This is a genomic window from Aminobacter sp. LjRoot7 (assembly GCF_964252895.1).
Taxonomy (GTDB): Bacteria; Pseudomonadota; Alphaproteobacteria; order Rhizobiales; family Rhizobiaceae; genus Aminobacter; species Aminobacter aminovorans_B.
On record NZ_CAXUPX020000001.1, the window covers coordinates 728,208 to 752,536 of the forward strand.

General features: G+C 64.6%; 27 protein-coding genes. 19 read left to right on the forward strand and 8 right to left on the reverse strand.

Annotated features, from left to right (window positions below):
- Window position 1: 1 nt before the first annotated feature.
- The 3 genes from ACSQ3E_RS03550 to ACSQ3E_RS03560 all read left to right on the forward strand — a co-directional run bounded on the left by ACSQ3E_RS03550 (window position 2) and on the right by ACSQ3E_RS03560 (window position 2,833).
- On the forward strand, window positions 2-1,867 hold the full coding sequence (locus ACSQ3E_RS03550; RefSeq protein ID WP_436121636.1) for a DEAD/DEAH box helicase: 1,866 nt from the start codon (window positions 2-4) through the stop codon (window positions 1,865-1,867).
- Window positions 1,868-2,142: 275 nt separating this feature from the next.
- Window positions 2,143-2,403 (forward strand): DUF1344 domain-containing protein, encoded by a 261-nt coding sequence (locus ACSQ3E_RS03555; protein ID WP_436121637.1) that lies wholly within the window; start codon window positions 2,143-2,145, stop codon window positions 2,401-2,403.
- 244 nt (window positions 2,404-2,647) lie between these two features.
- Window positions 2,648-2,833: a DUF1059 domain-containing protein gene (locus tag ACSQ3E_RS03560; protein WP_115731123.1), complete on the forward strand. Its 186-nt coding sequence runs from the start codon at window positions 2,648-2,650 to the stop codon at window positions 2,831-2,833.
- 1 nt (window position 2,834) lies between these two features.
- Here the strand turns inward: ACSQ3E_RS03560 and ACSQ3E_RS03565 are convergent, their stop codons facing one another.
- The 3 genes from ACSQ3E_RS03565 to ACSQ3E_RS03575 are packed head-to-tail and all read right to left on the reverse strand — an operon-like array spanning window position 2,835 to window position 5,364.
- Window positions 2,835-4,091, reverse strand: coding sequence for a CCA tRNA nucleotidyltransferase (locus tag ACSQ3E_RS03565; protein WP_436121638.1), 1,257 nt, complete (start codon window positions 4,089-4,091; stop codon window positions 2,835-2,837).
- The gene (locus ACSQ3E_RS03570; RefSeq protein WP_436121967.1) at window positions 4,088-4,720 is read right to left on the reverse strand and encodes a CoA pyrophosphatase; all 633 of its coding nucleotides are present in this window, start codon (window positions 4,718-4,720) and stop codon (window positions 4,088-4,090) included. Before ACSQ3E_RS03570 ends, ACSQ3E_RS03565 begins: the two co-directional genes overlap by 4 nt.
- A complete protein-coding gene (locus tag ACSQ3E_RS03575; RefSeq protein WP_436121639.1) occupies window positions 4,720-5,364 on the reverse strand; it encodes a DUF1285 domain-containing protein in 645 nt (214 codons plus the stop codon). Before ACSQ3E_RS03575 ends, ACSQ3E_RS03570 begins: the two co-directional genes overlap by 1 nt.
- Window positions 5,365-5,682: 318 nt before the next feature.
- Here ACSQ3E_RS03575 and ACSQ3E_RS03580 point away from each other — a divergent pair, with 318 nt between their 5' ends.
- Genes ACSQ3E_RS03580 through ACSQ3E_RS03595 form a run of 4 tightly spaced genes read left to right on the forward strand, consistent with a single transcriptional unit; the run spans window position 5,683 to window position 12,506 of the window.
- Window positions 5,683-6,687, forward strand: a complete 1,005-nt coding sequence (locus ACSQ3E_RS03580) for an AAA family ATPase (RefSeq protein WP_310316086.1) — start codon at window positions 5,683-5,685, stop codon at window positions 6,685-6,687.
- Window positions 6,687-7,601 (forward strand): DUF58 domain-containing protein, encoded by a 915-nt coding sequence (locus ACSQ3E_RS03585; RefSeq protein WP_436121640.1) that lies wholly within the window; start codon window positions 6,687-6,689, stop codon window positions 7,599-7,601. Before ACSQ3E_RS03580 ends, ACSQ3E_RS03585 begins: the two co-directional genes overlap by 1 nt.
- On the forward strand, window positions 7,598-10,423 hold the full coding sequence (locus tag ACSQ3E_RS03590; protein ID WP_436121641.1) for a DUF4159 domain-containing protein: 2,826 nt from the start codon (window positions 7,598-7,600) through the stop codon (window positions 10,421-10,423). The genes ACSQ3E_RS03585 and ACSQ3E_RS03590 overlap by 4 nt, the downstream gene beginning before the upstream one ends.
- A gap of 1 nt (window position 10,424) precedes the next feature.
- Complete coding sequence (locus tag ACSQ3E_RS03595) at window positions 10,425-12,506, forward strand: hypothetical protein (protein WP_436121642.1); 2,082 nt, start codon at window positions 10,425-10,427, stop codon at window positions 12,504-12,506.
- 14 nt (window positions 12,507-12,520) lie between these two features.
- On the opposite strand, the gene ACSQ3E_RS03600 is transcribed toward ACSQ3E_RS03595, so the two are convergent.
- Window positions 12,521-12,691, reverse strand: coding sequence for a hypothetical protein (locus ACSQ3E_RS03600; protein WP_310316073.1), 171 nt, complete (start codon window positions 12,689-12,691; stop codon window positions 12,521-12,523).
- A gap of 340 nt (window positions 12,692-13,031) precedes the next feature.
- Between ACSQ3E_RS03600 and ACSQ3E_RS03605 the strand changes: the two genes are divergently transcribed.
- The 5 genes from ACSQ3E_RS03605 (at window position 13,032) to ACSQ3E_RS03625 (ending at window position 14,315) form a co-directional block, all read left to right on the forward strand.
- Window positions 13,032-13,238 (forward strand): cold-shock protein, encoded by a 207-nt coding sequence (locus ACSQ3E_RS03605; RefSeq protein ID WP_067959320.1) that lies wholly within the window; start codon window positions 13,032-13,034, stop codon window positions 13,236-13,238.
- Between the two features lie 129 nt (window positions 13,239-13,367).
- Window positions 13,368-13,634 (forward strand): hypothetical protein, encoded by a 267-nt coding sequence (locus ACSQ3E_RS03610; protein WP_436121643.1) that lies wholly within the window; start codon window positions 13,368-13,370, stop codon window positions 13,632-13,634.
- The gene (locus ACSQ3E_RS03615; RefSeq protein ID WP_432287357.1) at window positions 13,631-13,885 is read left to right on the forward strand and encodes a hypothetical protein; all 255 of its coding nucleotides are present in this window, start codon (window positions 13,631-13,633) and stop codon (window positions 13,883-13,885) included. The genes ACSQ3E_RS03610 and ACSQ3E_RS03615 overlap by 4 nt, the downstream gene beginning before the upstream one ends.
- 29 nt (window positions 13,886-13,914) lie before the next feature.
- Window positions 13,915-14,055, forward strand: a complete 141-nt coding sequence (locus tag ACSQ3E_RS03620) for a hypothetical protein (protein WP_310316060.1) — start codon at window positions 13,915-13,917, stop codon at window positions 14,053-14,055.
- Window positions 14,056-14,084: 29 nt separating this feature from the next.
- Complete coding sequence (locus ACSQ3E_RS03625; RefSeq protein ID WP_310316057.1) at window positions 14,085-14,315, forward strand: hypothetical protein; 231 nt, start codon at window positions 14,085-14,087, stop codon at window positions 14,313-14,315.
- 107 nt (window positions 14,316-14,422) lie between these two features.
- Here ACSQ3E_RS03625 and clpS read toward each other — a convergent pair whose 3' ends face one another.
- Window positions 14,423-14,728: an ATP-dependent Clp protease adapter ClpS gene (clpS, locus tag ACSQ3E_RS03630; protein ID WP_436121644.1), complete on the reverse strand. Its 306-nt coding sequence runs from the start codon at window positions 14,726-14,728 to the stop codon at window positions 14,423-14,425.
- Window positions 14,729-14,925: 197 nt separating this feature from the next.
- On the opposite strand from clpS, the gene ACSQ3E_RS03635 reads away from it, so the two are divergent.
- The 4 genes from ACSQ3E_RS03635 to ACSQ3E_RS03650 all read left to right on the forward strand — a co-directional run bounded on the left by ACSQ3E_RS03635 (window position 14,926) and on the right by ACSQ3E_RS03650 (window position 17,573).
- The gene (locus tag ACSQ3E_RS03635; RefSeq protein ID WP_310316049.1) at window positions 14,926-15,279 is read left to right on the forward strand and encodes a DUF1428 domain-containing protein; all 354 of its coding nucleotides are present in this window, start codon (window positions 14,926-14,928) and stop codon (window positions 15,277-15,279) included.
- 153 nt (window positions 15,280-15,432) lie between these two features.
- Complete coding sequence (locus ACSQ3E_RS03640; protein ID WP_436121645.1) at window positions 15,433-16,386, forward strand: helix-turn-helix transcriptional regulator; 954 nt, start codon at window positions 15,433-15,435, stop codon at window positions 16,384-16,386.
- 330 nt (window positions 16,387-16,716) lie between these two features.
- Complete coding sequence (locus ACSQ3E_RS03645; protein ID WP_436121646.1) at window positions 16,717-17,070, forward strand: hypothetical protein; 354 nt, start codon at window positions 16,717-16,719, stop codon at window positions 17,068-17,070.
- Entirely contained in the window at window positions 17,067-17,573 is a 507-nt protein-coding gene (locus ACSQ3E_RS03650) for a hypothetical protein (protein WP_436121647.1), read from the forward strand. Before ACSQ3E_RS03645 ends, ACSQ3E_RS03650 begins: the two co-directional genes overlap by 4 nt.
- A 122-nt stretch (window positions 17,574-17,695) precedes the next feature.
- Here ACSQ3E_RS03650 and choV read toward each other — a convergent pair whose 3' ends face one another.
- The 3 genes from choV to choX form a co-directional block, all read right to left on the reverse strand.
- Window positions 17,696-18,877 (reverse strand): choline ABC transporter ATP-binding protein, encoded by a 1,182-nt coding sequence (gene choV, locus ACSQ3E_RS03655; protein WP_436121648.1) that lies wholly within the window; start codon window positions 18,875-18,877, stop codon window positions 17,696-17,698.
- The gene (gene choW, locus ACSQ3E_RS03660; protein WP_310316032.1) at window positions 18,874-19,728 is read right to left on the reverse strand and encodes a choline ABC transporter permease subunit; all 855 of its coding nucleotides are present in this window, start codon (window positions 19,726-19,728) and stop codon (window positions 18,874-18,876) included. Before choW ends, choV begins: the two co-directional genes overlap by 4 nt.
- A gap of 128 nt (window positions 19,729-19,856) precedes the next feature.
- Complete coding sequence (choX, locus tag ACSQ3E_RS03665; RefSeq protein ID WP_436121649.1) at window positions 19,857-20,792, reverse strand: choline ABC transporter substrate-binding protein; 936 nt, start codon at window positions 20,790-20,792, stop codon at window positions 19,857-19,859.
- A gap of 212 nt (window positions 20,793-21,004) precedes the next feature.
- On the opposite strand from choX, the gene ACSQ3E_RS03670 reads away from it, so the two are divergent.
- The 3 genes from ACSQ3E_RS03670 (at window position 21,005) to ACSQ3E_RS03680 (ending at window position 24,187) form a co-directional block, all read left to right on the forward strand.
- A complete protein-coding gene (locus tag ACSQ3E_RS03670; RefSeq protein ID WP_310316026.1) occupies window positions 21,005-21,619 on the forward strand; it encodes a thymidine kinase in 615 nt (204 codons plus the stop codon).
- A 106-nt stretch (window positions 21,620-21,725) separates the two neighbouring features.
- On the forward strand, window positions 21,726-22,814 hold the full coding sequence (locus ACSQ3E_RS03675; protein WP_310316023.1) for a hypothetical protein: 1,089 nt from the start codon (window positions 21,726-21,728) through the stop codon (window positions 22,812-22,814).
- Window positions 22,815-23,038: 224 nt separating this feature from the next.
- On the forward strand, window positions 23,039-24,187 hold the full coding sequence (locus ACSQ3E_RS03680; protein ID WP_436121650.1) for a hypothetical protein: 1,149 nt from the start codon (window positions 23,039-23,041) through the stop codon (window positions 24,185-24,187).
- Window positions 24,188-24,329 lie beyond the last annotated feature (142 nt).

The window sequence follows — 24,329 nt, forward strand, 5'->3', positions numbered from 1 at the left end:
CGTGACGATTTTCGACAACATGGTTCCGGCGCTGGCCGGGGCGCTCGCCGCGCGTGGCTACGAAACGCTGACCCCGGTGCAGACTTCAGTGCTGGCTCCCGAGGCGGAAGGCGTCGACCTTTTGGTCTCGGCCCAGACCGGCTCGGGCAAGACGGTGGCCTTCGGCATCGCCATCGCCCCGACGCTGCTTGACGGCCGCGAGCGCTTCGACCGCGACGGCGCCCCAAGTGCCGTCATCATTGCCCCGACCCGCGAGCTCGCCATCCAGGTGCGCCGCGAGTTCGAATGGCTCTATGCCGGAACCGGCGCGCGCATCGCCTCCTGCGTCGGCGGCATGGACATGCGCAAGGAACGCCGCACGCTTGATGAAGGTGCCGACATCGTCGTCGGCACGCCGGGCCGCCTGCGCGACCACATCACCCGCGGTTCCCTCGACATCTCCGGCCTGCGCGCCGTGGTTCTCGACGAAGCCGATGAGATGCTCGACCTTGGCTTCCGCGAAGACCTCGAATTCATCCTGGCGGCTGCACCGCAGGAACGCCGCACGCTGCTGTTTTCGGCAACAGTGCCGCCGCAGATCGCCCAGATGGCCAAGCGCTTCCAGCGCAACGCGCTGCGCATCACCGCAGCCGGCGAAAGCCGCCAGCACGACGACATCGAGTACCGCATGGTTCTTGTCGCGCCGCCCGAGCGCGAGAACGCCATCATCAACACGCTGCTTTATTTCGACGCCCAGAGCACCATGGTGTTCTGCGCGACGCGCGAAGCGGTCAAGCACTTCTCGGCGCGGCTTGCCAATCGCGGCTTTGCCGTGGTGGCGCTGTCGGGTGAGCTGAGCCAAGCCGAGCGCAACAACGCGCTGCAGGCGATGCGTGACGGCCGTGCCCGCGTTTGCGTGGCGACCGACGTTGCCGCCCGCGGCATCGACCTGCCGAACCTTGATCTCGTCATCCACGCCGACCTGCCGACCAACCCTGATACCCTGCTCCACCGCTCGGGCCGTACCGGCCGTGCCGGGCGCAAGGGCGTGTGTGTTCTGATCGTGCCGTTCCATCGCCGCGGCAGTGCGACCCGCCTGCTCAAGCTGGCGAAGCTCGAGGCAACGACGCAGTCAGCGCCTGGCCCAACCGAGATCGACGCCCGCAACCGCGAGCGCATGCTGGCCGAACTCAACGACATCGAGGCGGCTGGCGAGGACGAGGCGGCGATCGTCGCCGAAGTCCTCGCCGCGCATTCGCCCGAGACGCTGGCTCTCGCCTGGCTGCGCCAGCAGATGGCGTCACGCCCGGCGGCCGAAGAGCTTTCCGACCGCCCGATCCCAGCCTTCGATGCCGCCAAGGCCGAGCGTCCGGACAACCGCTTTACCGACGGTGTCTGGTTCTCCGTCTCGGTCGGCCGCAAGCAGCGCGCCGAGCCGCGCTGGCTTTTGCCGCTGCTGTGCAAAGCCGGTCATGTGACCAAGACCGAGATCGGCTCGATCCGCATCTTCGACACCGAGTCACATTTCGAAATCGTGGCCAACCGCGCCGACAACTACGCCCGGACCGTCGAACAGAACGGCTCTGGCGAAAAGGGCGTCGACATCAAGCGGCTCGCAGGTGCACCTGGCGGCGGCGACAGCGCCGGCAAGCCGAAGAAGCAGCACCGCAAGGGCCAGTACGACCCTTCCGACAAGCCGCCCTTCAAGAAGAAGGCCTTCGAAAAGAAGCCCTACGAGAAGAAGCCGTTCGAAAAGCGCTCCGGCGACAAGCCTGCCTTCGACAAACCCGCTTATGCCAAGCCGGCCTATGACAAGCCCGCTTACGACAAGCCGGCGGGCACCGGCGCGCCAAAGAAGTACAAGCCGAAGAAGAAGTTCGGCGAGTAATCGCCAAGCTCTCACTGGGTCTTACTTTTTCGTAAGGTTCGCACTTGCCACATTCGGCGCCACAAAGAGAGATTTGGGCGCCGAATGTGGCTAAGTCACCGTTTGAAAATATGTTTTTCGTCTAATATGCCTCGACACCGGCACCGCTATTTCTAGCGCCGGGGCCGGGAAACGCCGGCGGTTCGATCTTTTCGACCGCGACGCGACGTGACTGGACGGCCCTTCACCAGGCGGGTCGTTCCGTTCGGACGCCCGCATTCGTCGGAGAGCATGCCATGCGCAAGCTTCTTGTTCCCGCAGCCGCAGCTGCCATTCTCGCAACCTCTGCCGTAGCCTTCGCCGCCGTCCAGCATACGGACGGGACGATCAAGACATTCGACGCCAAGGCGATGAGCCTGACGCTCAACGACGGCACAGCCTTCGTGCTGTCGAAGAAGTTCAAGGATCCTGGCCTCAAGGCCGGCGAAAAGGTCTCGGTCATGTGGGACATGAGCGGAACGAACAAGGTGGCAGCGTCGGTGAAGATCATGAAGTAGCGCCACAGCGCGCGCTGCAAAAAGGGCGGACCACGAGGTTCCGCCCTTTTTCATTGATGCTGCGCTTGAGCCGGCGGAATCATTTTTTCAATGCGCAGCGGCAATGCACTGACAACGCGAGGCTTTTCCGCGAATGCGCGAGCGGGCCATCTCAAACTGTCGGCTGGCATAGTGCTGGGCGCAACCAATTGCCCGATTGCGTGTTATAGTGCACCCCCGAAACGGACGAGGAAGGAGACATCCGATGAAGGAATTTCAATGCGGGTCGCTTGTCCCCGGCTGCCAGTGGCACACCCGCCACGAGGACGAAGCTGAAATCATTCGCCGCGTGGCCGAGCATATGCGCGAGACCCACGGCGAGACCATCATCCGCGAGACGATGATCGAAGCGATTCGCTCGCGTATCGAGAAGGTCCGCGACGCAGCCTGAGCTAGACCTTGAGCCTTTCAGCGGCGCGCTCGAGCAGCGCGTCGCGCGTGAGCGCAAAGCCGCTGTCGACCCACTCCCCCTCCAGAGCCTTGAGCAACGAACCGAGTGCCGCGCCCTCGACGCCGTGCGGTGCCAGGTCGCCGCCGCGTAACGGGAAGTCGGGCTTTTGCCATTTGCCGGTGAAGGACAGCAGGCGGAAGTAGCCGCCGGCCTCGATCAGCGCCTTGTCGTCCTGCTCGGCGCGGCCGCGCGCCGAGGCGAGGTCGAGACGCAGCCGGTCGCCAAAGGCCTCGACATTGCCGCGATAAAGGCGCTTGGCCAGTTCGCCCTCGGTGACAACAGGCTCGACCTTGGCGGTTGCCGCCCACTGGACCAGTCTGTCGGTTTCGACATTGGCGAGCCTGAGGCGGTCGCCGAGCGTCTTCATGCGTGCTGCATCCGGCGGCACGATCGCTTCGAGCCGCAGCAGCGGGTCGGCCTTCCAGCCGAGATCGTTTTCAGCCCGGACCAGCGCGTGGATGGCATCGATGCCCCATTTCTCGCTCTCGGGCAGTGCTGCGGTCAACACGCCAGCCTGGCGCATCCACAACAGCGCGCGCGACGGGTCGGGCGCGCCAAGCAGACGCTTCAGCTCCGACCAGACACGCTCGGCCGATAGCCGCGCGATGCCGTCCTTGAGCCGGGCGCAGGCCTTGAGCCCTTCGGCATCCGGCCGGCCTTTGCCATACCAGGCGAAGAAGCGGAAAAAGCGCAGGATACGTAGATAGTCCTCGCGGATGCGGGTCTCGGCGTCGCCGATGAAGCGCAGCGTGCGGCTTTCGAGATCGGTTAGCCCGCCGACAAGGTCGATCACGCTGCCGTCGGCCAAGGCGTAAAGCGCGTTGATGGTGAAGTCGCGCCGTTCGGCGTCCGCCTTCCAGTCGCTGCCGAAGACGACTTTGGCGCGGCGGCCGTCGGTCTCGACATCGGCGCGCAAGGTGGTGACCTCGAACGGCTTGCCGCCTGCAATAACGGTGATGGTGCCATGCTCGGCGCCGGTGGGCACGGTCTTGAAGCCAGCCGCTTCAGCGCGACGGACGGTCTCGTCGGGCAGATTGGTGGTGGCGATGTCGACATCGGCGACGGGCTCGCCGAGCAGCGCATTGCGCACGGCACCACCCGCGATGCGCGCCTCGCCGCCATCGGCGTTGAGGACAGCGAGCAGCTTCTGCAGCTGCGGGTCGTTCAGCCAGGTTGATCCGGCGATCGTTGCGCTCATGTGTAGAGCCTTTCATAGAGCGCGCGGATGATGCCGGCGGTGACGCCCCAGATGTAACGCTCTTCATAGGGCATGGCGTAGAAGAAGCGCTCCTGGTCCTGCCAGGTGCGGCTGGCACGGCCATGATTGGCCGGGTCCATCAGGAAGCCGAGCGGCACCTCGAAGACATCGTCGACTTCACCCTCGTTGACGGTGAGCTGGAAGCCGGGGCGGACGATGCCGAGCACCGGCGCGATGCGGTAACCGCTGCCGGTGACGTAGTCCGGCAGGCGGCCGATAACATCGATGTAGTCGGAGGTTATGCCGATCTCCTCGACCGTTTCGCGGAGCGCTGCCGCCTCCGGCGATACGTCGGTTGGGTCGATGCGGCCGCCGGGAAAGGCGATCTGGCCGGAGTGGCTCTTCAGCTTCTCGGCGCGTTTGGTCAGGATGACGGTCGAGGCATCGCCATGGTCGACGACAGGGATCAGCACGGCGGCGTCGCGCAGCCGGTCGTGCACGAACAGCTCGCGCATGTCGGGGTTGAGCACATGGTCGCCATAGTCGGCGACGGCATCGTTGAGATGCTCCTGTGCGGCGCGCTGGCGAAAATCCTGCGCCGAATAATGCGCTGGCCGGGAATGAACCATCACGCGCTCAGCCGCTCCAGCCTGTCCCAGGGCATCACGGGGTAGACCTCACCCTTCGAGCGCACGGCAAACATGTCCTTGCCATCGATCTCGATGCGTTCGCCAATTTCGGCGAGCTCATACATGACCGGACGCGCGACAAGCGCCTCGAGGCGACCGCGGACGAGCAAATAGGGCTTGAGCCCGCCGGTCTCGGGCTCGTCGACGAAGCGCAGCGGATGCTCGGGCCCGGCTTCGACGACATCGCCGACATTGGTGCGGAAGGTCAGAACCTGGTCGGTGCCCTCGCCCGTGACGTTCATCTCGACGGCGACGAAATGCGCGTCGACGACGCGGATGCCGACCTTTTCCACCGGGGTGATCAGGTAGGTCTTGCCGTCCTCGTCCTTGCGCAGGACGGTCGAAAACAGCTGCACCAGCGGCATGCGGCCTATCGGCGTGCCGAGATAGAACCAGGTCCCGTCGGGCTTGATTTCCATGTCGAGGTCGCCGCAGAAATCGGGATTCCAGCGCTCGACCGGCGGTAGGCCCTTGCCGGCGCGGGCGGCGCGCGAAATCAGCGCCTCGAGGCCCGCCGCGTCGCCGGCGCGGGTCAGCCCAAGGTCGGTTGCCGCCGCGCGGCTATGGTCAAGGTCGCCAGTCATGGTCACGAAATAGTCACTGTTGTTGCGCTTGTCAGCATAGGCAAGTGATTTAAGTTCAATGCCATGACCTCGCAAAGGTGCGGGCATGGAGATCGCGACGCCCGGGATCGTTTGACCTCTGGGGATTGGGCGGCAGGCACGACGTCCACACGGACGACGCACCGGACCAAGAGGCAAATAATCCTTGTAGATTGACGAAGCGGCGCCCTGTTCTAATGGACGAGAGAGGCACGCTGTAGCATTTTGAGTGAGCGCATCGGCGGTCCGAGAATCGGTTTCGATTTCGGGACCCGGCGCCAGAAGAAGGATCCGGCCCGCATGAGCGTGATGATCAAGGAAACGGCGATGAGCGAGAGCGAGATGATCGCCGCAGCCGAACGTGCGCTTGCCGACATCGCCAAGATCCGCGCCGGCGTCGGCCGCGTCATCTTCGGCCAGGAAAGCGTCGTCGAACGCACGCTGGTGGCGCTTTTGGCCGGCGGCCATGCGCTGCTTGTCGGCGTGCCCGGCCTCGCCAAGACCAAGCTGGTCGAGACACTCGGCATCGTGCTCGGCCTCGACTCGCGCCGCATCCAGTTCACGCCCGACCTGATGCCGTCAGACATTCTCGGTTCCGAGGTGATGGAGCAGGACGACCAGGGCAAGCGTTCCTTCCGCTTCATATCGGGTCCGATCTTCGCGCAATTGCTGATGGCCGACGAAATCAACCGCGCCAGCCCGCGCACCCAATCGGCGCTGCTGCAGGCGATGCAGGAATATCACGTGACGGTGGCCGGCGAACGCCACGACTTGCCCGCGCCTTTCCACGTGCTGGCGACCCAGAACCCGCTGGAGCAGGAAGGCACCTATCCGCTGCCGGAAGCCCAGCTCGACCGCTTCCTGATGCAGGTCGACATCCTTTACCCCGAACTCGAGGCCGAACGGCGCATCCTTCTGGAAACCACCGGCATCGAGGACGCCAGGGCACAGAACGTGCTCGACCCCGAGCGGCTGAAGGACATCCAGCACCTGATCCGGCGCATGCCGGTGCCCGAGACCGTCGTCGAGGCGATCCTCAAGCTGGTGCGCTCGGCGCGACCCGGCCAGGGCAACGCCGAGACCGACAAGCACGTCTCCTGGGGTCCCGGCCCGCGTGCCAGCCAGGCGCTGACTTTGTGCGCCAGGGCGCGCGCGCTCTATGACGGGCGCCTTGCGCCATCGATCGACGACATCCGCGCGCTGGCGGAACCGGTGCTGCAGCACCGCATGGCGCTGACCTTCGCCGCCCGCGCCGAAGGCATGACGGTCCGCGACGTGGTGGCGCGGCTGGTCAAGGACATCTGATGGCGCGCATCGGCGAGGCATCGGCACCGGTTGCGACCAGCGATGCGCTTGCCCGTGGCAGGTTGCGCGCCTCGCTGGTGCCTGACCTCCTGGTCGAGGCCCGCCGCATCGTCAACACTGTGATCGCCGGCTGGCATGGCCGCAAGAAGCGCGGTATCGGCGAGAATTTCTGGCAGTTCCGGCCTTATGTCCAGGGCGAGGCGATGGCCCGCATCGACTGGCGCCGCTCGGCCCGCGACGACCATACCTATGTCCGCGACCGCGAATGGGAAGCGGCGCACACCGTCTGGTTGTGGGCCGATCTGTCGCCATCGATGCTGTATAAATCGAAGACGGCGACCGTGTCGAAGGAATCGCGCGCGCTGGTGCTGGTCTTTGCGCTGGCCGAGCTTCTGTCGCGCAGCGGCGAGCGCATCGCCTGGCCGGGCCTGACCGATCCGTTCAGCGCCCGCAACGGCGCCGAGCGGCTGGCCTCGCATCTGGCGCAAGCCATGTCGCTGCCGGCGAAGCCCGATCTTTCGAGCATCCGCCGTTTCTCCGACATCGTCATCATCGGTGACTTCCTCGACCCGGTCGAAGAGACGATGGCCTGGCTCGACACCTTGGCCCGCCATGGCGCGCGCGCGCATCTGATCGAGGTCGCCGACCCTGCGGAAGAGAGCTTTCCCTATGCCGGCCGCACAGAATTCACCGACCCAGAGACAGGCGAAAAGCTGACCGCCGGCCGCGCCGAGCAGTTGTCGGACGCCTACCGCAACCTCTATTCCGCGCGGCGCGAGGAACTGGCCGCCTGGTGCAAACGGCTCGGCTGGAGCTACACGGTCAACCACACCGACCGCCTTGCCTCGGACGCGCTTGTGCATGTGCATATGGCATTGACCGCCGAAGGCCACGGACCGGGAGGGCGCCGATGAGCTGGCTGCCGCTTTCGTTCGGATTTCCGGCTGTCTTGTGGGGCCTGCTCGCCCTGCCCGTCATCTGGTGGCTGCTCAGGCTGACCCCGCCCAAGCCGCAGGCCGAAATCTTCCCGCCGCTGAAGATCCTGGCGCGGGTGTTCAAGAAGGAAGAGACGCCGCACCAGAGCCCGTGGTGGCTGACGCTGCTCCGCCTGTTGATGGCGGCACTGGTGGTGCTGGCGCTGGCCGAGCCGGTGTTCAATCCGCGCGAAAAACTGCCGACGGGTGGTGCTGCCCTGGCACTTGTGGTCGACAATGGCTGGGCAAGCGCGCCGGACTGGAAGCGTCGCGTTGCTACCGCCGAACGGCTGATCGCCGATGCCGGTGCATCAGGACAGCCTGTCGTGCTGGCCTTCACCGCCGAGAAACCCAATGCCGAGATCGGTCCGTTCGATGCGCAGGCAGCGCTCGACCGGCTGCGCGCCGCCGAACCACGGCCGGTACCGACCGACAGGGGACCGGTCTACGCACGCGTTGCGACCGTCCTGGCGACGCTGCCCGGCACGAGCGTCGCGGTACTCGACGACGGGCTGGCGGGTGCCGGCGACGAACAGGCGTTTGCGACGCTTCTGGGCCAGAACCCGGCCAACGTGCTGTGGGCCTCGCCTGATAGACTCGACACCAAGGGACTGACGGCGGCCGAAAACGAGATGGACGGCTTTGCGCTGACTGCGATCCGCGCGCCGGGCGATCCCGCGCCGGGCGCCGTGACCGCCGGCGCCTTCGACGACAAGGGCCGCCGCATCGCCGACGCGACGCTGACTTTCGCGCCGGGCGAGACGGTGGCGACCGGCACGATGGCCGTGCCTTTCGAACTGCGCAATGATTTCGCCTCGATCGCGCTCGACGGCCAAGGCCAGGCGGGCGCTGTGAGGGTGCTCGACGACAGCTCCAAGCGCCGTCGCGTCGGCCTGCTGTCGCAGTCGGATGCCGAAGATTCACAGCCGCTGCTGGCGCCGCTCTATTACATCCGCCGCGCGCTTGAACCCTTTGCTGACCTGAGCGAACCGACGAGTTCGGATCTCGCCGAAGCGATCCCGCAAATGCTTGAGCAGAAGCCGGCAATGATCGTCATGGCCGATGTCGGCACCATCCCGCCGCAGGCGCGCGAGAAGCTGCTGACCTGGCTCAAGGAGGGCGGCACGCTCGTGCGCTTCGCCGGCTCGCGCCTCGCTGCTGCCGGCAATGACGAGGAGTTGCTGCCGGTGCGGCTCAGGCTCGGCGAACGTTCGCTCGGCGGCGCCCTGTCGTGGACGGCACCGCAACCGGTCAGCGACTTCCCTGGCACCGGCCCGTTTGCCGACCTGTCGCCGCCCAACGAGGTGACTGTCAGCAAGCAGGTGCTGGCCGAGCCGACACCCGACCTCGCCGCAAGCACCTGGGCCAATCTCGCCGATGGCACGCCGCTTGTGACGGGTGCCCGACGCGGCAAGGGAACGCTCGTGCTGTTCCACATCGCACCGCAGGCGACGTGGTCGAACCTGCCGATCTCGGGCAGCTTCGTCGAGATGCTGCGCCGCATCGTGCAGCTGTCGCGCAACCAGGGCACGGCAACCACAGGCGCCGAGGGCAAGCCGGCGTCGCTGGCGCCCTACCGGATGATTTCCGCCGACGGCCGCATCGTGCCGCCGACGCCGGATGCCCGGCCCCTACTCGCAAGCGCCGGCGCCCTGCCCGTCACGCTCGAAAACCCGCCCGGCCTCTATGGCAGCGAAGAAGGCGTGCTCGCCCACAATCTGCTGAAACCCGACAGCACGCTGTCGCCACTGGTGCGGCCGCAGGTTTCTGCACCGGTGACCGAAATACGCTACGCTTTCGACGAATCGCGCGACCTGAAAGGCTCGCTTGTGGCAGCAGCACTGGCATTGATGGCGCTCGACACGCTGGCCGTGCTGTGGATGGGCGGCATGTTCTCACGCCGTGGCGCGAAGCGCGGGCGGACCGCCGGCACAACCGCGGCAGTGCTGCTCTGCCTCGGCGCGCTGATGGCGCAGCCCGATCTGGCTCGTGCCGACGATGCCAAGCCGGGCGACGTCGAGGCGGTCGAGGCGATCTCGAAAACCCGCATCGCCTATGTGTTGACGGGTGAGTCCTCGGTCGACGCGATCAGCCGTGCCGGCATCACCGGCCTGACCAGATTCCTGGTCGAAAAGACAGCGCTCGAACCGGGCGAGCCGGCCGGCGTCGACATCGCCAAGGACGAGCTTGCCTTCTACCCGCTGATCTACTGGCCGATCGATCCGGCAGCCGCGATGCCGAGCGAAGCGGCGATCGCCCGCGTCGACGCCTACATGAAACAAGGCGGCACCGTGCTATTCGACACCCGCGACCAGTTCGCCAACGGCATCGGCGCCGACGCCGCGAGCCCGGCCACCGAGCGGCTGCGCGATATCCTCTCCAGCCTCAACGTGCCGCCGCTAGAGCCGGTGCCGGCCGACCACGTGCTGACCAAGGCGTTCTTCATCCTTCCCGAATTCCCCGGCCGCTTCAATGGCAGCCCGCTTTGGGTCGAGGCGTCGCTCGAGGCGTCGAACGCCGAGGGCCGGCCGGTGCGCACCGGCGACGGCGTCACCCCGATCATGATCACCGCCAATGATTTCGCAGGCGCCTGGGCGATCGACGAGAATGGCGATCCGATGCTGCCGACGGTGCCGTCGGATCCGATGCAGCGTATTTACGCGCTGCGTGCCGGCGTCAACATTATGATGTACATGCTGACCGGCAACTACAAATCCGACCAGGTGCACGTACCGACACTGCTCGAACGGCTGGGGCAGTAGCATGAACTGGTCCGTCGCCTTCGAGCCCCTGCTGTCATGGCCGATTTTGGCCGCCCTGCTCGTGCCCCTCGCCCTGCTCGCGCTTGTCGGCCTGTGGTTTCGCCAGCGCGGCGCATGGCTGCGTCTGGTGGCGCTCGGCGCGCTGGGGCTGGCGCTGGCCAACCCGGTGATCCTTGACGAGGAGCGCGAGCCGCTGAAAAGCGTCGTCGCCATAGTCGTCGACCGCAGCCAGAGCCAGGACATCGGCGACCGCACCGCGCAGGCCAATGCGGCGGTCGAGGGCCTCAAGGAACGGCTGGCACGCTTCAGGCAGTTCGAAGTGCGTGTGGTCGAGGCCGGCCGTGCCGACGCCGCCGACGACCGCACAGAAACGCGGCTGTTTGCGGCGCTCGAAGGTGCGTTCCGCGATGTGCCGCCTTCGCGTATCGGCGGTGCCGTGATGGTCACCGACGGCCAGGTGCACGACGTACCCGGCACGCCCGCGATCAGCGCGCCACTGCACGCTTTGATCACCGGCGAGGACAACGAACGCGACCGCCGCATCCGCTTCGAGAACGCGCCGCGCTTCGGCATCGTCGGCAAGCCGCTCGATATGACCTACCGGGTGATCGACACCGGTGGCGAGGCAGGCTCGGTCGACGTGCGGGTCTCGATCAACGGCAACCAGGTGTCGGTGCAGCGCGCTTTTGTCGGCCAGGAGATGCCGCTGCAGATCACGGTGCCCTCGGCCGGACGTAACATCGTCGAGCTGTCGATCGACCGCGTTCCGGGCGAACTGACCGACACCAACAACCGCGCCATAGCGCTCGTCGACGGCATCCGCGAGAACCTGCGCGTGCTTCTGGTCTCGGGCGAACCGCATGCCGGCGAGCGCACCTGGCGCAACCTTTTGAAGTCGGACGCCTCGGTCGACCTGGTGCATTTCACCATTCTGCGGCCGCCGGAAAAACAGGACGGAACGCCGATCAATGAGCTGTCGCTGATTGCGTTTCCGACGCGCGAGCTGTTTGTCGAGCGCATCAACGACTTCGACCTGATCATCTTCGACCGCTACCAGCACCGCGACGTGCTGCCGATCCTTTATTACGACTACATCGCCGAATACGTCGAAAAGGGCGGCGCGCTGCTGATCGCCGCCGGCCCCGAATATGCCGGCGAGCAGTCGATCGCCAATACGCCGCTGATCTCTGCCCTGCCCGCAATGCCCAATGGCGACGTCATCGAAAAGGCGTTCTATCCGCGCCTGACCGAGCTCGGCCAGCGCCATCCGGTGACGCGCGGACTCGAAGGCTCGGCGCAGGAGCCGCCGCGCTGGAGCCGCTGGTTCCGCCAGATCGGCATCGAACAGCCGGAGGGCGAAGTGGTGATGAAGGGGGCCGATGACAGGCCCCTACTCCTGCTCGACCGCAAGGGTGAAGGCCGGGTCGGCATGTTCCTGTCCGACCAGGGCTGGCTGTGGGCGCGCGGCTTCGAGGGCGGCGGCCCGCATGTCTCGCTCTACCGCCGCATCGCGCACTGGCTGATGAAGGAGCCTGAGCTCGAGGAAGAGCGCCTGACCGCCGACGGCCGCGGCATGGTGCTCGACATCCGCCGCCAGACGATGCGCGACGAGGCCGGCCCCGCCCGCGTCATCACGCCGTCGGGCAAGACCCTCGACGTCCAGCTCGCCAAGAGCGACCCCGGCATCTTCACCGGCAGCGTCGAGGTCGGCGAGATCGGCCTGTATCAGGTCGGCAATGGCGACCTGACAGCACTTGCCCATGTCGGGCCGGTCAACGCGCCTGAATTCGCCGATGTGGTGTCGACCGAGAACGTGCTGCGTCCGGCGGCCGAAGCAACCGGCGGCGATGTGCGCCGCCTCGCCGCAACAGGCATTTCGGCCCTGTCCAACGGAATCTCGCTGCCAAGCATTGTGCCGGTGCGCGGCAACGCCGATGCCTCCGGCCGCGACTGGCTCGGCTTCCGCACCACCGACGACAGCGTGCTGAAGTCGGTGTCGCGGGTGCCGCTGTTCGGCGGCTTCCTCGGGCTGGGTTTGCTGCTGCTGGCGCTCGGCGGGATGTGGTACCGCGAGGGGCGCTAGCCCCTCGAAATCAGTCAGCGCAGACGGTTGTCTTCCATCATTTGCAACTCGCGACGTCGCGAGCCGTCGCTGTCGGCGAGCCGCAGCCGTGCGATCTCGTCCTTGCGCGCGGTCAGCTTGGCCGGCTTGACCAGCGGCACGGGCACCTTGACGGCTGAAATCTTCGGCCTTCTCGTGAACATCATGGCTTGTCCTCGCATGGGGAATGCAGTCCGCCGCGAAGGACCAACGGTCCTGCGGGAAAGCAACTGCCAATTGTCTGCTAGTGCTGAAACCGTATCAGCATTCCATGCTCGCCGCCATACGGACGGCATCGAAATAAATATAGGAATAAAACCTATCTTGTAAAAAGCACCTTACATAAACCGTAATTAAGGTGTAGACGTAATCTATCGTTTTTTGGGCCAGCTTGGCTATCGCGGCGTCAGAGGTTCTCGACCCGCCAAACTCTTTCCAAATAGTCGATCTATTGATGTGCGGCAATACTTGCCGCGCGACGACTTTTCTCATTCGAAAGATACTCACATGAACACTGGAACCGTGAAGTTCTACAATGGCCAGAAGGGCTTTGGCTTCATCGAGCAGGCCGGCGGCGGCAAGGACGTTTTCGTCCATGTCAGCGCGCTCGAGCGTGCCGGCTTCTCCGGCCTGGCCGAAGGCCAGAAGCTGAATTTCGAGCTGGAGCGCGACAACAAGGGCCGCGAGTCGGCCACCAATCTTCAGCTGCTCTGATTTCATTTGATCGGATCGACGGGGCTGACCACGGATGTACTGGCAGCGCCCATCCGATCCGATCCGAGCACGCTTGAAGCGGGGAAAGCGGGGCATTGCTCCGCTTTTCGTTCATTTCGGGAGGCATCGATGACCGGGCGTACCAAACGTTCAACCGTCCATTTCGACAGGCCGTTCGCCTTGCGCGGGATCGAGGAGGTCCAGCCGGCAGGCGACTACGACATCGACCAGGACGAAGAGATGATCGACGGCATCTCGTGGATCGCCTACCGGCGCGTCGCCACCTACATTCACCTGCCCGCCCGCTCATCCAACCTGCTGACCAGCCAGGTTCTCGCCATCGACTATGCCGAACTCGAAGCCGCGCTGCGGCAGGACCAGGAAAAAGCCGCATGATCAGGTTCACAAAAGGACCGGCTTCGGCCCCGCGCGTGGAAAAGCCGTCGCATCGCTTCACCGTCGGCCAGATGGTGCGGATCAAAAGCCGGATCGGCATCGCGGTGAAGGACGCCGAAACCTTCCACGTCAAGGCGACGCTGCCGGCCAAGGACGGCTCGCCGCAATACCGCATCCGCAGTGACCGCGAAAACCACGAACGGGTGACCACGGAAGACAATCTCGAGGGGGTCGAAGCGGTCGCCGAATAAGCCCGCTTCGCAACAGGAAGGACACGACCATGGCCAAGGGCCAGCAACGCAGCAACCGCGAAACCAGGAAGCCCAAGAAGGAAAAGGTCGAGGTTAAAGCCGCGTCCGCCTTCGGTTCGCAGGTCAAGCAGGCGGAGACCACTTCCTACAAGGGCAAGCCGAAAGGCTGACCTATCCGCAAAAGCGGCTGGAGGCAGATGTGAATTTCGTCATCGAATTCTATCGCCTGCGCGAAGAAGACGGCGCACAGGCGACGCTCGACAGGGTTTCGCTCGAGGCGCCCGATATCGATGCAGCCGTCGATGTCGCCAGCTCGCTTTTCCATACGCTCGCCATGCCGCAGGTGCCGGACCAGGTCCGCATCTGCGACTGGGGCGGGCGCGAACTTTACGTCGGCCCGGCCTCGGGCATGGAGCCAGCAACGCTGTAGCGGATTGGCGATAGTCCGCCTGCAGGCGCCCTGGCTCCGCTTTGGCTCTGGGCATTCGACGTTCGAAAGCCAATTCTAGGCTTTCCGTCCGCTGCGCGGGCCGCTCCTCACTCCTCCGGCTCTGTCGTGAACTGCAGCGGATAACCCTTGGCCTTGCCGGCCTCGGTGGCGCGAGTGGCCTTGGTCTCGGCGACATCCCTGGTGAACACGGCGACGACGCAGACGCCACGCTGGTGGGCGGTGATCATCACCCTGTAGGCCTGATCCTCCGACATACGAAATTCGCCCTTCAGCACCGTGACGACGAAGTCGCGCGGCGTGAAGTCGTCATTGACGAGGATGACCTTGTGCAGCTTCGGCCGCTCGGTCTTGGGACGGAGTTTGGTGCGTGGAGCCGTGGTGGTTTCGGGCATGGCAATCGCGCCTCGTGCTCGCCTGCCCATAGTATGGGATCGATCGCAGCGCGCCGCAACGATTTCGGAACCCGCCGCCCTGCCCGGCCATTGTGCTTGCAGGCGCTGCGAGATCCCCGGAAGAAAAATCGGACGACATTGTAGGATTGGGCAGCAGTCGTTCGTCCTTGCAACGTCATAACACGAGGAGAAGAAGCATGTCTTATGTCGATGGGTTCCTGCTCGCCGTGCCGAAAGGCAAGATCGAGGCCTACAAGGAGATGGCGCGGCTCGGAAGCGAGGTCTGGAAGGACCACGGCGCAATCGCCTATGTCGAGTGCCTGGCCGACGACGTGCCCTATGGCGAAGTCACCTCGTTTCCCCGCGCGGTGCAGGCCACCGACGACGAGATTGTCGTCTTCTCATGGGTCGTCTACCGCTCGCGCGAGGACCGCGACGAGATCATGAAGAAGGTGATGGCCGATCCGCGCATGAAAGGCGAGCCGTCGGAATGGCCGTTCGACGGCAAGCGCATGATCTATGGCGGCTTCCAGCCGTTCGTCGAAAGTTGATCACGCTCGAAGTAATGGCGGTTGCCGGCAGCAGCCGGCGGCCGCCCGCTTGACCGCACCAACCGTTCCGTGAATAACAGCAACCCGCATAGGCTGAATGCGCAACCAGCTTCGCGCATAGGTAGTTGATGCACGCTGAGATGGAACCGTTCGATGCAGCGCCTTTCGACCTTTGATGTTCCCGCGCGCGACCGCCTGGCCTACCTGCACGATTTTGTCGCCCGCCATGTCGCCGGCCTGCGCTTCCGGCCGGAGGACGCCGACAACTTTGCCTTCGACGTTTCCGCCTATTTCCTCGACGCCGGCACGACCGTCGGCACCGCCTGCTATTCGGCCGTGCTCGGCGAGCGCCCCAAGGACCTGATGGCAGCCGACGGCCGCCAGGATTATTTGATGACGATCCACACCACCGACTATGAGGTGGCGGTGGCAGGCAAGCCGCCCTTGTCGATCAAGGCCGGCGACATCACGCTACTCAACGAAGCGACGTCAATGGCCTTCGCCTTGCCCAACACGCTGCTGAAGGTGGTGTCCCTGAACGAGGCAAGGCTGGCAGCGCTCGCACCGCGCATTCGCCAGAAGGCGTTTCATCATATCCGTGCCGACGCCGCCGGTGCCGGGCTTCTGACCGGTTATGCCGACCTGTTGCGGTCGCAGGCGCCTGAGGGCGAGGCCGGGCGACGGCTTGCCGGCAACCACATCTACGATCTCGCAGCCCTCGTCGTGCAGGGCGCGACCTCGGCCAACACCGAGCCGGTGCGTGCCAGCCTCGGTGCTGCCCGGCTGCAACTGGTCAAGGCCGAGATGCTGCGCCGGGTGACCGACCCGGAGCTTACCGTCACCACGATCGCACGGCGCCAGGGCGTAACGCCTCGCTACATCCAGCGGCTGTTTGAGCAGGAGGGGCTGACCTTCTCCGAGTTCCTGCGCGATGCGCGGCTCGACCTCGCCTACAACGCACTCGATCTTGCCAGCGCCAGCACGGTGTCAGCGATCGCCTTCGACGCCGGCTTCAACGACCTGTCGCATTTCAACCGGGCCTTCAGGCAGCGCTTTGGCGCGACGCCGTCGGAAGTGAAGGCCGCAGCCCTGCGCCGCTGCCAGTAAGACGCCGTGCGTCCGGACGGACGCACGAAGACGCTCCACCTCATTGAAATCTGCGCATCGGCCCGGAAATCGTTTCCGGTTTTCGGGCCGATGCGTTTGCCTCACAGGCCTGTTCGCTCCAGGCCGCACCTGTTCGCCCCACGCCAAGACGGCGTCCCTGCTGTCGTCGTAAATCGGCGCCGTGGCGGACCGATGCATCCGACGGGCGGGGGCGCTCTTCGAACGCATGCGAGGCCGGCCATCGCCGGACCGTCGACTGGGCAGAGTCGACGGTCCGCGCATGGCCCGCCCCACGGAGTTCGCGCCTTCTCCAGCGAAATCGAGAGATCCATGAAAAGAGCGATTGCATTGATGATGTGCGGCGTGCTCGCCGCCTGCAGCCAGACGACATCGACCACCAGCACCACGACAACAGCGGGCGCACCCAAGACGGCAGGCCAAGTCGCCTCCAAGGGCAAGAAACTGACGGCGGCGCAGCGCTGCGAGGAAGCGATGCGCAAGGCGACCCAGGCGCAGACAAATGCCGCCATGCTCGGCGGCGCGCTGTCGATGGTCGGCGGCTTCGGCGGACTTGGCCGCGGCGGCGCAATCGCCGGCTCGGTGGCCTCGGTCGGCGGCTCGCTGATGCAGGCCAAGGCGCAGAACGACGCCGACAAGGCGCTCGATGCGGAGTGCATGGGATGAGCGCCGCCCTCAGACGCCGCATCACCGGTGGACTGCTGGCGGTCAGCCTGGCGCTTGGCGCACTCGTGCTGCCCGCCTGGGCATTGACGCTGGAAGAGGCCGGCAAGGTGGTGCAGCTATTGGGCGAACTTGAGCCCGAACTTGGCCGCCTCGCCTATGACGAGGAAGAAGCCGACCAGTGGTTCGACGACGATGCCGGGCTCGAAGGCCGTATCACCAAGGCTGGCTTTACCAGGGAAAGCTGGAAGGAAGCGCTCGGCGCCACCTTCCGCGGCTATCTCGCGACGATCGCCGCCGAGCGCTTCGAAGCGACGTTCTCGGGGCTGACTGAAAAGGTCGACGCCAGCGACCTGAACGCCGAGCAGAAGGCCGAGATGCGAAGCTTCGTCGAGGAAAAGATCGCCGAGACACGCGCCCTGCGCGCCGAAGGCGAGCAATATTTCGACGTGGTGCAGCCTTATGCCGTCAGGCTGAACGAGCTTCTGGGTGATGAGGAAGAGTGAGAGGTTTTTCCTTCTCCCCGTTCACGGGGAGAAGGTGGCCCGAAGGGTCGGATGAGGGGCAGCTCCACGTCCGGACAACTGCGTGCCGGCATCTTCTCCCGTGAACGGGGAGAAGAAAGCTGTCACCGCCTCAGCACCGCGCTCAGCACATCACGAATGCCAATCGCGCCGACGAAGCGGGACTGGTCGTCGAACAGCGCCACGGGCGATGTCTGCGAACGGTGCATGGCGAGCATGACCAGCTTGAGCGACGTGCCTGGCTTGGCCCAGAAGACGTGCGAGGCCTCGTCGCCAGACTTGTCGATGTCGTCGACCGAAACCCAGACGGCCGGCTGGCCGTTGCGCTCGGCGGCAGCGACCAGGCCCCGCGCATCGATCTTGAAGCGCGTCGTCTTGCGCCGGTCGAGCCAGACCCAGCCCTCGCCGGCATCTTCCAGGTCGCGGCGGTCGCGCATGACGTTCCATGCGGTCAGCACCGACAGCGGGTTCACATTGGCGATGAAGTCGCGGACATAGTCGTTGGCGGGCCGGAGCACGATGTCTTCGGGCGGCCCGGACTGGACGATGCGGCCGCCCTCCATGATGGTGATGGTGTTGCCGATCTTGAGCGCTTCCTCGAGATCGTGGCTGACGAAGATGATGGTCTTCTTCAGCGTCTTCTGCAGCTGCAGCAGCTCGTCCTGCAGCTTGGTGCGGATCAGCGGGTCGAGCGCCGAGAACGGCTCGTCCATCAGCAGGATCGGCGCTTCGGTGGCGAAGGCACGGGCCAGGCCGACGCGCTGCTGCATGCCGCCCGAGAGCTCATGGGCGTACTTCTTGGCCCAGGGCGTCAGGTTGACGAGGTCGAGCTGCTTGCCGACCTTTGCCTTACGCTCGGCGTCGGGCATGCCGGCAAGCTCAAGGCCGAGGCCGACATTCTCCTCGACGGTGCGCCAGGGCAGCAGGCCGAACTGCTGGAACACCATGGCGACCTGATGCTGGCGCAGGCGGCGCAAGGTCGCCTCGTCGCAGGAGACGACGTCGACCATTTTGTCGCCGTCCTTGACCATGACCGAACCGCGCGAAACGATGTTGAGCCGGTTGACGGCGCGCAGCAGCGTCGACTTGCCGGAGCCGGACAGGCCCATCAGGACCGAGATCTCGCCCTCGTTGATGGTCAGGTTGGCGCCGGCGCAGCCCAGCACATTGCCGGTCTTTTCGAGGATCTCGGCGCGGGTAGCACCCTTGTCGAGCATGGCGAGCGAAGCGGAGGTGTCGGCACCGAAGACGATATCGACATTCTTGAAATCGACGGCAACGTTCATTTCTTGCCTCCCACGCCGATGCGCGTCATGCGGTCGAGAACGATGGCCAGCACGACGATAGCCAGGCCCGCCTCAAGTCCGAGGTCGATCTTGCGCGAGCCGAGCGCGCGGTTGATTTCGGTGCCGAGGCCGCCGGCGCCGATCAGCGCGGCGAACACCACCATCGACAGCGACAACATGATGCACTGGGTGAGCCCCGCCATGATCGTCGGCAGCGCCGCCGGCAGCTCGACCTTCCACAGCAACTGGCGCTTGGTGGCGCCGAAGGCCTGGCCGGCCTCGATGATCGCGGTGGGCACCGAGGTGACGCCGAGATGGGTCAGGCGCACCGCCGTCGGGATAACGAAGATGATGGTGACGATCAGGCCGGGTGCGTTGCCGAGGCCGAACAGGGTGAGCACCGGGATCAGGTAGACGAAGGTCGGCAGCGTCTGCATCAAGTCGAGGACCGGCAACATGATCCGGTAGACCTTGGGCTTGTGCGCGGCCCAGATGCCAAGCGGCACGCCGATGGCCATCGAGGCGGCAGCGGCCGCGACGACCAGCACCAGCGTTTCGACTGTCTGCTTCCACAGGCCCTGATTGATGATGAACAAGAGGCCGAGCGCAACGCCGATTGCCAGCGCCCGCGAGCGCTGCAGGTACCAGGCAAGCAGCGCGACCAGCGCTACGACAGCGACCGGCGGCAACAGCAGGAGCCCGTCGACGAGCCCGTCGAGCAACAGGTTGAGCCCGTTGGAAAAGCCGCGGAAGATGGCGTTGAAATTGTCGGTCAGGAAGGTGAAGAACGCCTTGCCCCACAGGCCGATCGGAATCTTGTAGGCGGCCAGCAAGTTCGATACCGGATCCATCTGTCCCCTCTCTATTGCTTTCGCAGGCACCGGTCGCGCCGGCGCTTCTCGCTTAACTTGATACGAAAAAGGGCAGCTGTCTCGCTTCGCTGCCCTTCATCATGTCATTTGCAGGCAGGGATGCCGGCTTAGCTCGCCAGCGCCGCCTTCACCGCAGCCGTTGCGTCGCCGCCGTCGAAGGTGGTGACGCCGTCGAGCCACTTGGTGGCGGCATCCGGATTGGCCTTGAGCCAGTCCTTGGCGACATCGTTGGCGTTGCCGCCCTTGAGGATGCCGTCCATCATGGTGCCTTCCATCTCAAGGTTGAACTTGAGGTTGCCAAGGAACTTGCCGACATTCGGGCACTCGGCGACATAGCCCTTGCGGACGTTGGTGCTGACGGTGGCAGCGCCAAAGCCCGAGTCACCCATGCCGTCGAGATAGGCGATCTTCATCGCGCCCATAACCGGATGCGGCGTCCAGCCGAGGAAGGCGATCCACTCGTTCGACTTCATCGACTGCTCGGCCTGAGTCAACATGCCGGCTTCCGACGATTCGACCAGCTCGAAGCCGGTGAGATTGTTCTCGGGCTTGGAGATCATGTCGAGGATGATGCGGTTGCCGTCATTGCCGGCTTCGATGCCGTAAATCTTGCCGCCGAACTTGTCCTTGAACTTGCCGAGGTCGGTCAGCGTCTTGACCCCGCCTTCGGCGACGTAGCTCGGCACGACGATGCCGTAGCCGGCACCGGACAGGTTTTCGCCGATGGTCTCGACCGAGCCGTCGGCGACATATTCCTTGATGTCGGCGGTCATCGACGGCATCCAGTTGCCCAGGAAAACGTCGAGATCCTTGTTCTTCAACGAGGCGTAGGTGACCGGCACAGAGAGCTGGATGACCTCCGGCTCGTAGCCCAGTGCGGTCAGAAGCACCGAAGCGACGCCGGTTGTGGCCTGGATGTCGGTCCAGCCGACATCGGACAGACGCACCTTCTTGCAGCTTTCGGCATCGCCCGCAAAGGCAGCACCGGCAGTCATGACCGCCGACACGCCGACAGCGGCGGCGAGTAGTTTCATGCGCGACATATGGAATCTCCCATTCGTATTTTTGACGGCAACGCGGTATTGTTGTTGTTCGTCTTTGTCGCGAGCCAAACACCATTTTCCTTTGGATTCAAGTGACATGACGCAACGACAGACGCCGCCGGCTGATCCATCAGCGACATCGCAGAGGTTTTTTGCGGTGGATGGCAGGGCTGGCCCCTCCCCGCGCCCAACGGCTTCTGATTAGAAGAACCATGGCCAAGCTCTATTTTCATTACGCCACGATGAATGCCGGCAAGACGACGATGCTGCTGCAGGCGTCCTACAACTACCGCGAGCGCGGCATGACGACGATGCTGTTCGTCGCCGGCCACTACCGCAAGGGCGACACCGGCTACATCTCCTCGCGCATCGGGCTGGAGGCCGGCGCCGAGATGTTCCGCGGTGGCGACGATCTTTATGCTCGCATCGCCGAGCATCACCAGCACACCACAGTGCACTGCATCTTCGTCGACGAGGCGCAGTTCCTGGAGGAAGAGCAGGTCTGGCAGCTGGCGCGCGTCGCCGACCGGCTGGGCATACCGGTCATGTGCTACGGCCTGCGCACCGACTTCCAGGGCAATCTGTTTTCGGGCTCGCGCGCGCTTCTCGCCATCGCCGACGACCTGCGCGAGGTGCGCACAATCTGCCGCTGCGGCCGCAAGGCGACGATGGTCGTGCGGCTCGGCCCGGACGGCAAGGTCGCCCGGCAGGGCGAACAGGTGGCGATCGGCAAGGACGTCTACGTCTCGCTCTGCCGGCGCCACTGGGAAGAGGAAATGGGCCGCGCCCAGCCCGACGACTTCATCGGATTTGCCACGCCAGGCTAAGTGGCTTCGGCTTAATTGCTTTCGCCTGCCACTGCTTGTCTTTCAATCGCAAGATGCGCCACATATATTCGGCGCCACTGTCCCGCATTCGACACCGGAGGAACTTATGGCAACGCTGCAGAATTTCGATGCCGAGATCGCCAAGACCAAGCAGGTCGTGGAGGACATGCGGAGCAAGATCGAGCAATCGGGCACCGTGCTCGACAAGATCGCCACGACTGACGCCAAGATCGGCGCCTCCGATTTCGACATCGAGAATGCGCGAATCCAGGATGTGCTCAAGCAGCAGAAGGTGATGGAAGGCAACATCGCCGACCTGATCATCGGCCTGGAAGACGCCACCAACGTCTTCGGCTCGGAATTCGAGAGCATGAAGAGCTTCACAGGCTGGGAAACCTTCGTCGGCATCTTCTCCGATTCCAGCAAGCAGCGCATGCGCACCGACCGCGTCCGCAACATGTCGCTGGCCGGCAACCTGCAGGAACTGCTGGTCAAGTCGGACACCATCGTCGGCATCCTGAAGGCGCAGAAGCAGGTGCTCGACGAGCGCTACAAGACTTCCGAGGCCAGCCTTTCCCAGGTGATCGAGCGCCGCAAGGTGACGATGTCCAATCTCGAAGCGACCCAGAAGCGCATCGAGGAGCTGAACCCGCTGCTGCTCGACATCGAAAACAAGATCGCGGCCTCGACCAGCCAAAAGGAGCGCACCGAGCTCGAATCCGAGCGCTCCAAGCTCGCCACCGAATACAACGAGAAGCAGGCCAAGGAGCAGGAGATCCTGGCCGAGAGCCAGACGCTCGAACGCTACACCTCGATGTTCCAGACCTTCGTCGATTCGTTGAACAACCAGATCGCGGCTCAGGCGACGCTGATCAACAAGCTGACCATCGATACCGAGCAGCGCATCGTGCTCTACAAGGCGCTCGAAGACTCGCTGAAGACAGCCGCACAGCAGGACGTGGCCCACAAGATCAACACGCTGGGCTCCAAGGTCGACAACACCGCCGAGGAGACGATGGCCGGCATCGGCGCTGCCGCCCAGAAGCACATCGGCGACCTGCTCGAACTGCACGAGAAGAACATGGTGGCGACCGCCGACATCCAGCGCCGCAAGAAGCTGGCCGACGACGCGTTTGCCCGCCGCTTCGATGAGGTGCTGAAGAAGCACAATGCTTCGGACTACGTGCAGAGCTGAGGCGGCAACATAGATAAAGCTTCGCGCTCTATGACACCCCCCTCTGTCCTGCCGGACATCTCCCCCGCAAGGGGGGAGATCAGCAGTAACCTCCGCCTCGCCCATTTTCGAATGTCCAGGATTGGCCGAGGCCGGACTGAAGGCCGATCTCCCCCCTTGTGGGGGAGATGTCCGGCAGGACAGAGGGGGGTGGGACAGAACGCAAGCACAGCAGGCACGGCAGCATGACCCCCACCGACGATCCCGCAGTCCGCTATTTCGACGCGATTGCGGCGGCACTGAGCGGGCTCGAAATCTTCATGCGCGACGACCGCTCGCCGCTCTACCGGCACGGCATCGTGGCAAAGGTGGCGGCTGCCTACATCGCGCGGCTGGAACGCTCCTTCGCCTGCTGGCGCAACCGGCTGGGCTTCATGGAGACGTTTAAGATCAGTCGCGCCGAAAGCGGCTTCCCGGTGTTCCAGAACGTGCTCGAACTGGAAAACGACCGCAAGACGGCGGCACAGCGGCTGGCCAGCATCCCGCCATCAGGCGAGTTGCGCGAGGAGATGGCCGACTTCATCCTGCGCCACAAGGAATTTCCCGAGGCGCTGCAGCGCTCGATGGCCGAGCGGCTCTATCTCGAGGACGTCAAGGATGGCTCGACCTTCTCGCCCTTCATCTTGGCGCAGACCGCCAAGGTGTCTGTCAATCCGAAGTCGATGCGGCCTTATTATCTCGTCCACTGGGGCAGCTTCGACGGTACCGCCAACCTGCCGCTGATCTACATGGCGACCGTCGAGGATTCGTCGGAGGCAATGGTCGAGCAACTGGTCGACGCCGAAAGCGGCAAGCTCAACGAGCGGATCGAAATCCCGCTGCCGGTGGACGGCCTGCTCAATCCCGACCTTGCCCACCGCTTCGACGACTTCACCGAGAAGAACTCGGCCTATTCGCTGTCGCCCCTGACGGTGGCGACAAACCTCGACAAGGATTTTCCCGACCTGCACCCCAAGCAGCTCAGGCGCATGGTGCTCGGCCCGTTCTATTCGGCCGGCATCACCGAGCACAATTCGACCGTGAGCGAGGTGCTGTCCAAGGTACGCAAGGCCGAAAACGCCTGGCTTCTGACCTGGACCATCCAGGAGGTCTATTCCAAGGCGGAAAAGCCCGGCCGCAAGGGCCTGTGGTCGAGCGAACCGTCGAGCGAGGAGTTCTTTATCAACACCGACGACCTCGAAGCCGCGCGCCAGGGCGTGTCGAGCTACGAGAAACACGCGCTGATCCCGCACGAGGCCTACCAGGCGCTTTATGCCGCCGGCGAGGCCGAGAAGATTTTCGCGGGTTACAAGGTGCACATCCTGTCAAAGGGGCAGGTGATCTCGGATGTGTAGCGCGCGAACAGCTAGCGTTGGCGCAGCCCCTCACCCTTACCCTCTCCCCGTGAAGAACGGGGAGAGGGAGGCATCGACGTTGCGGCCAGCCTCCTTCTCCCCGTCCTTACGGGGAGAAGGTCTGGCAGGGGATGAGGGGCAG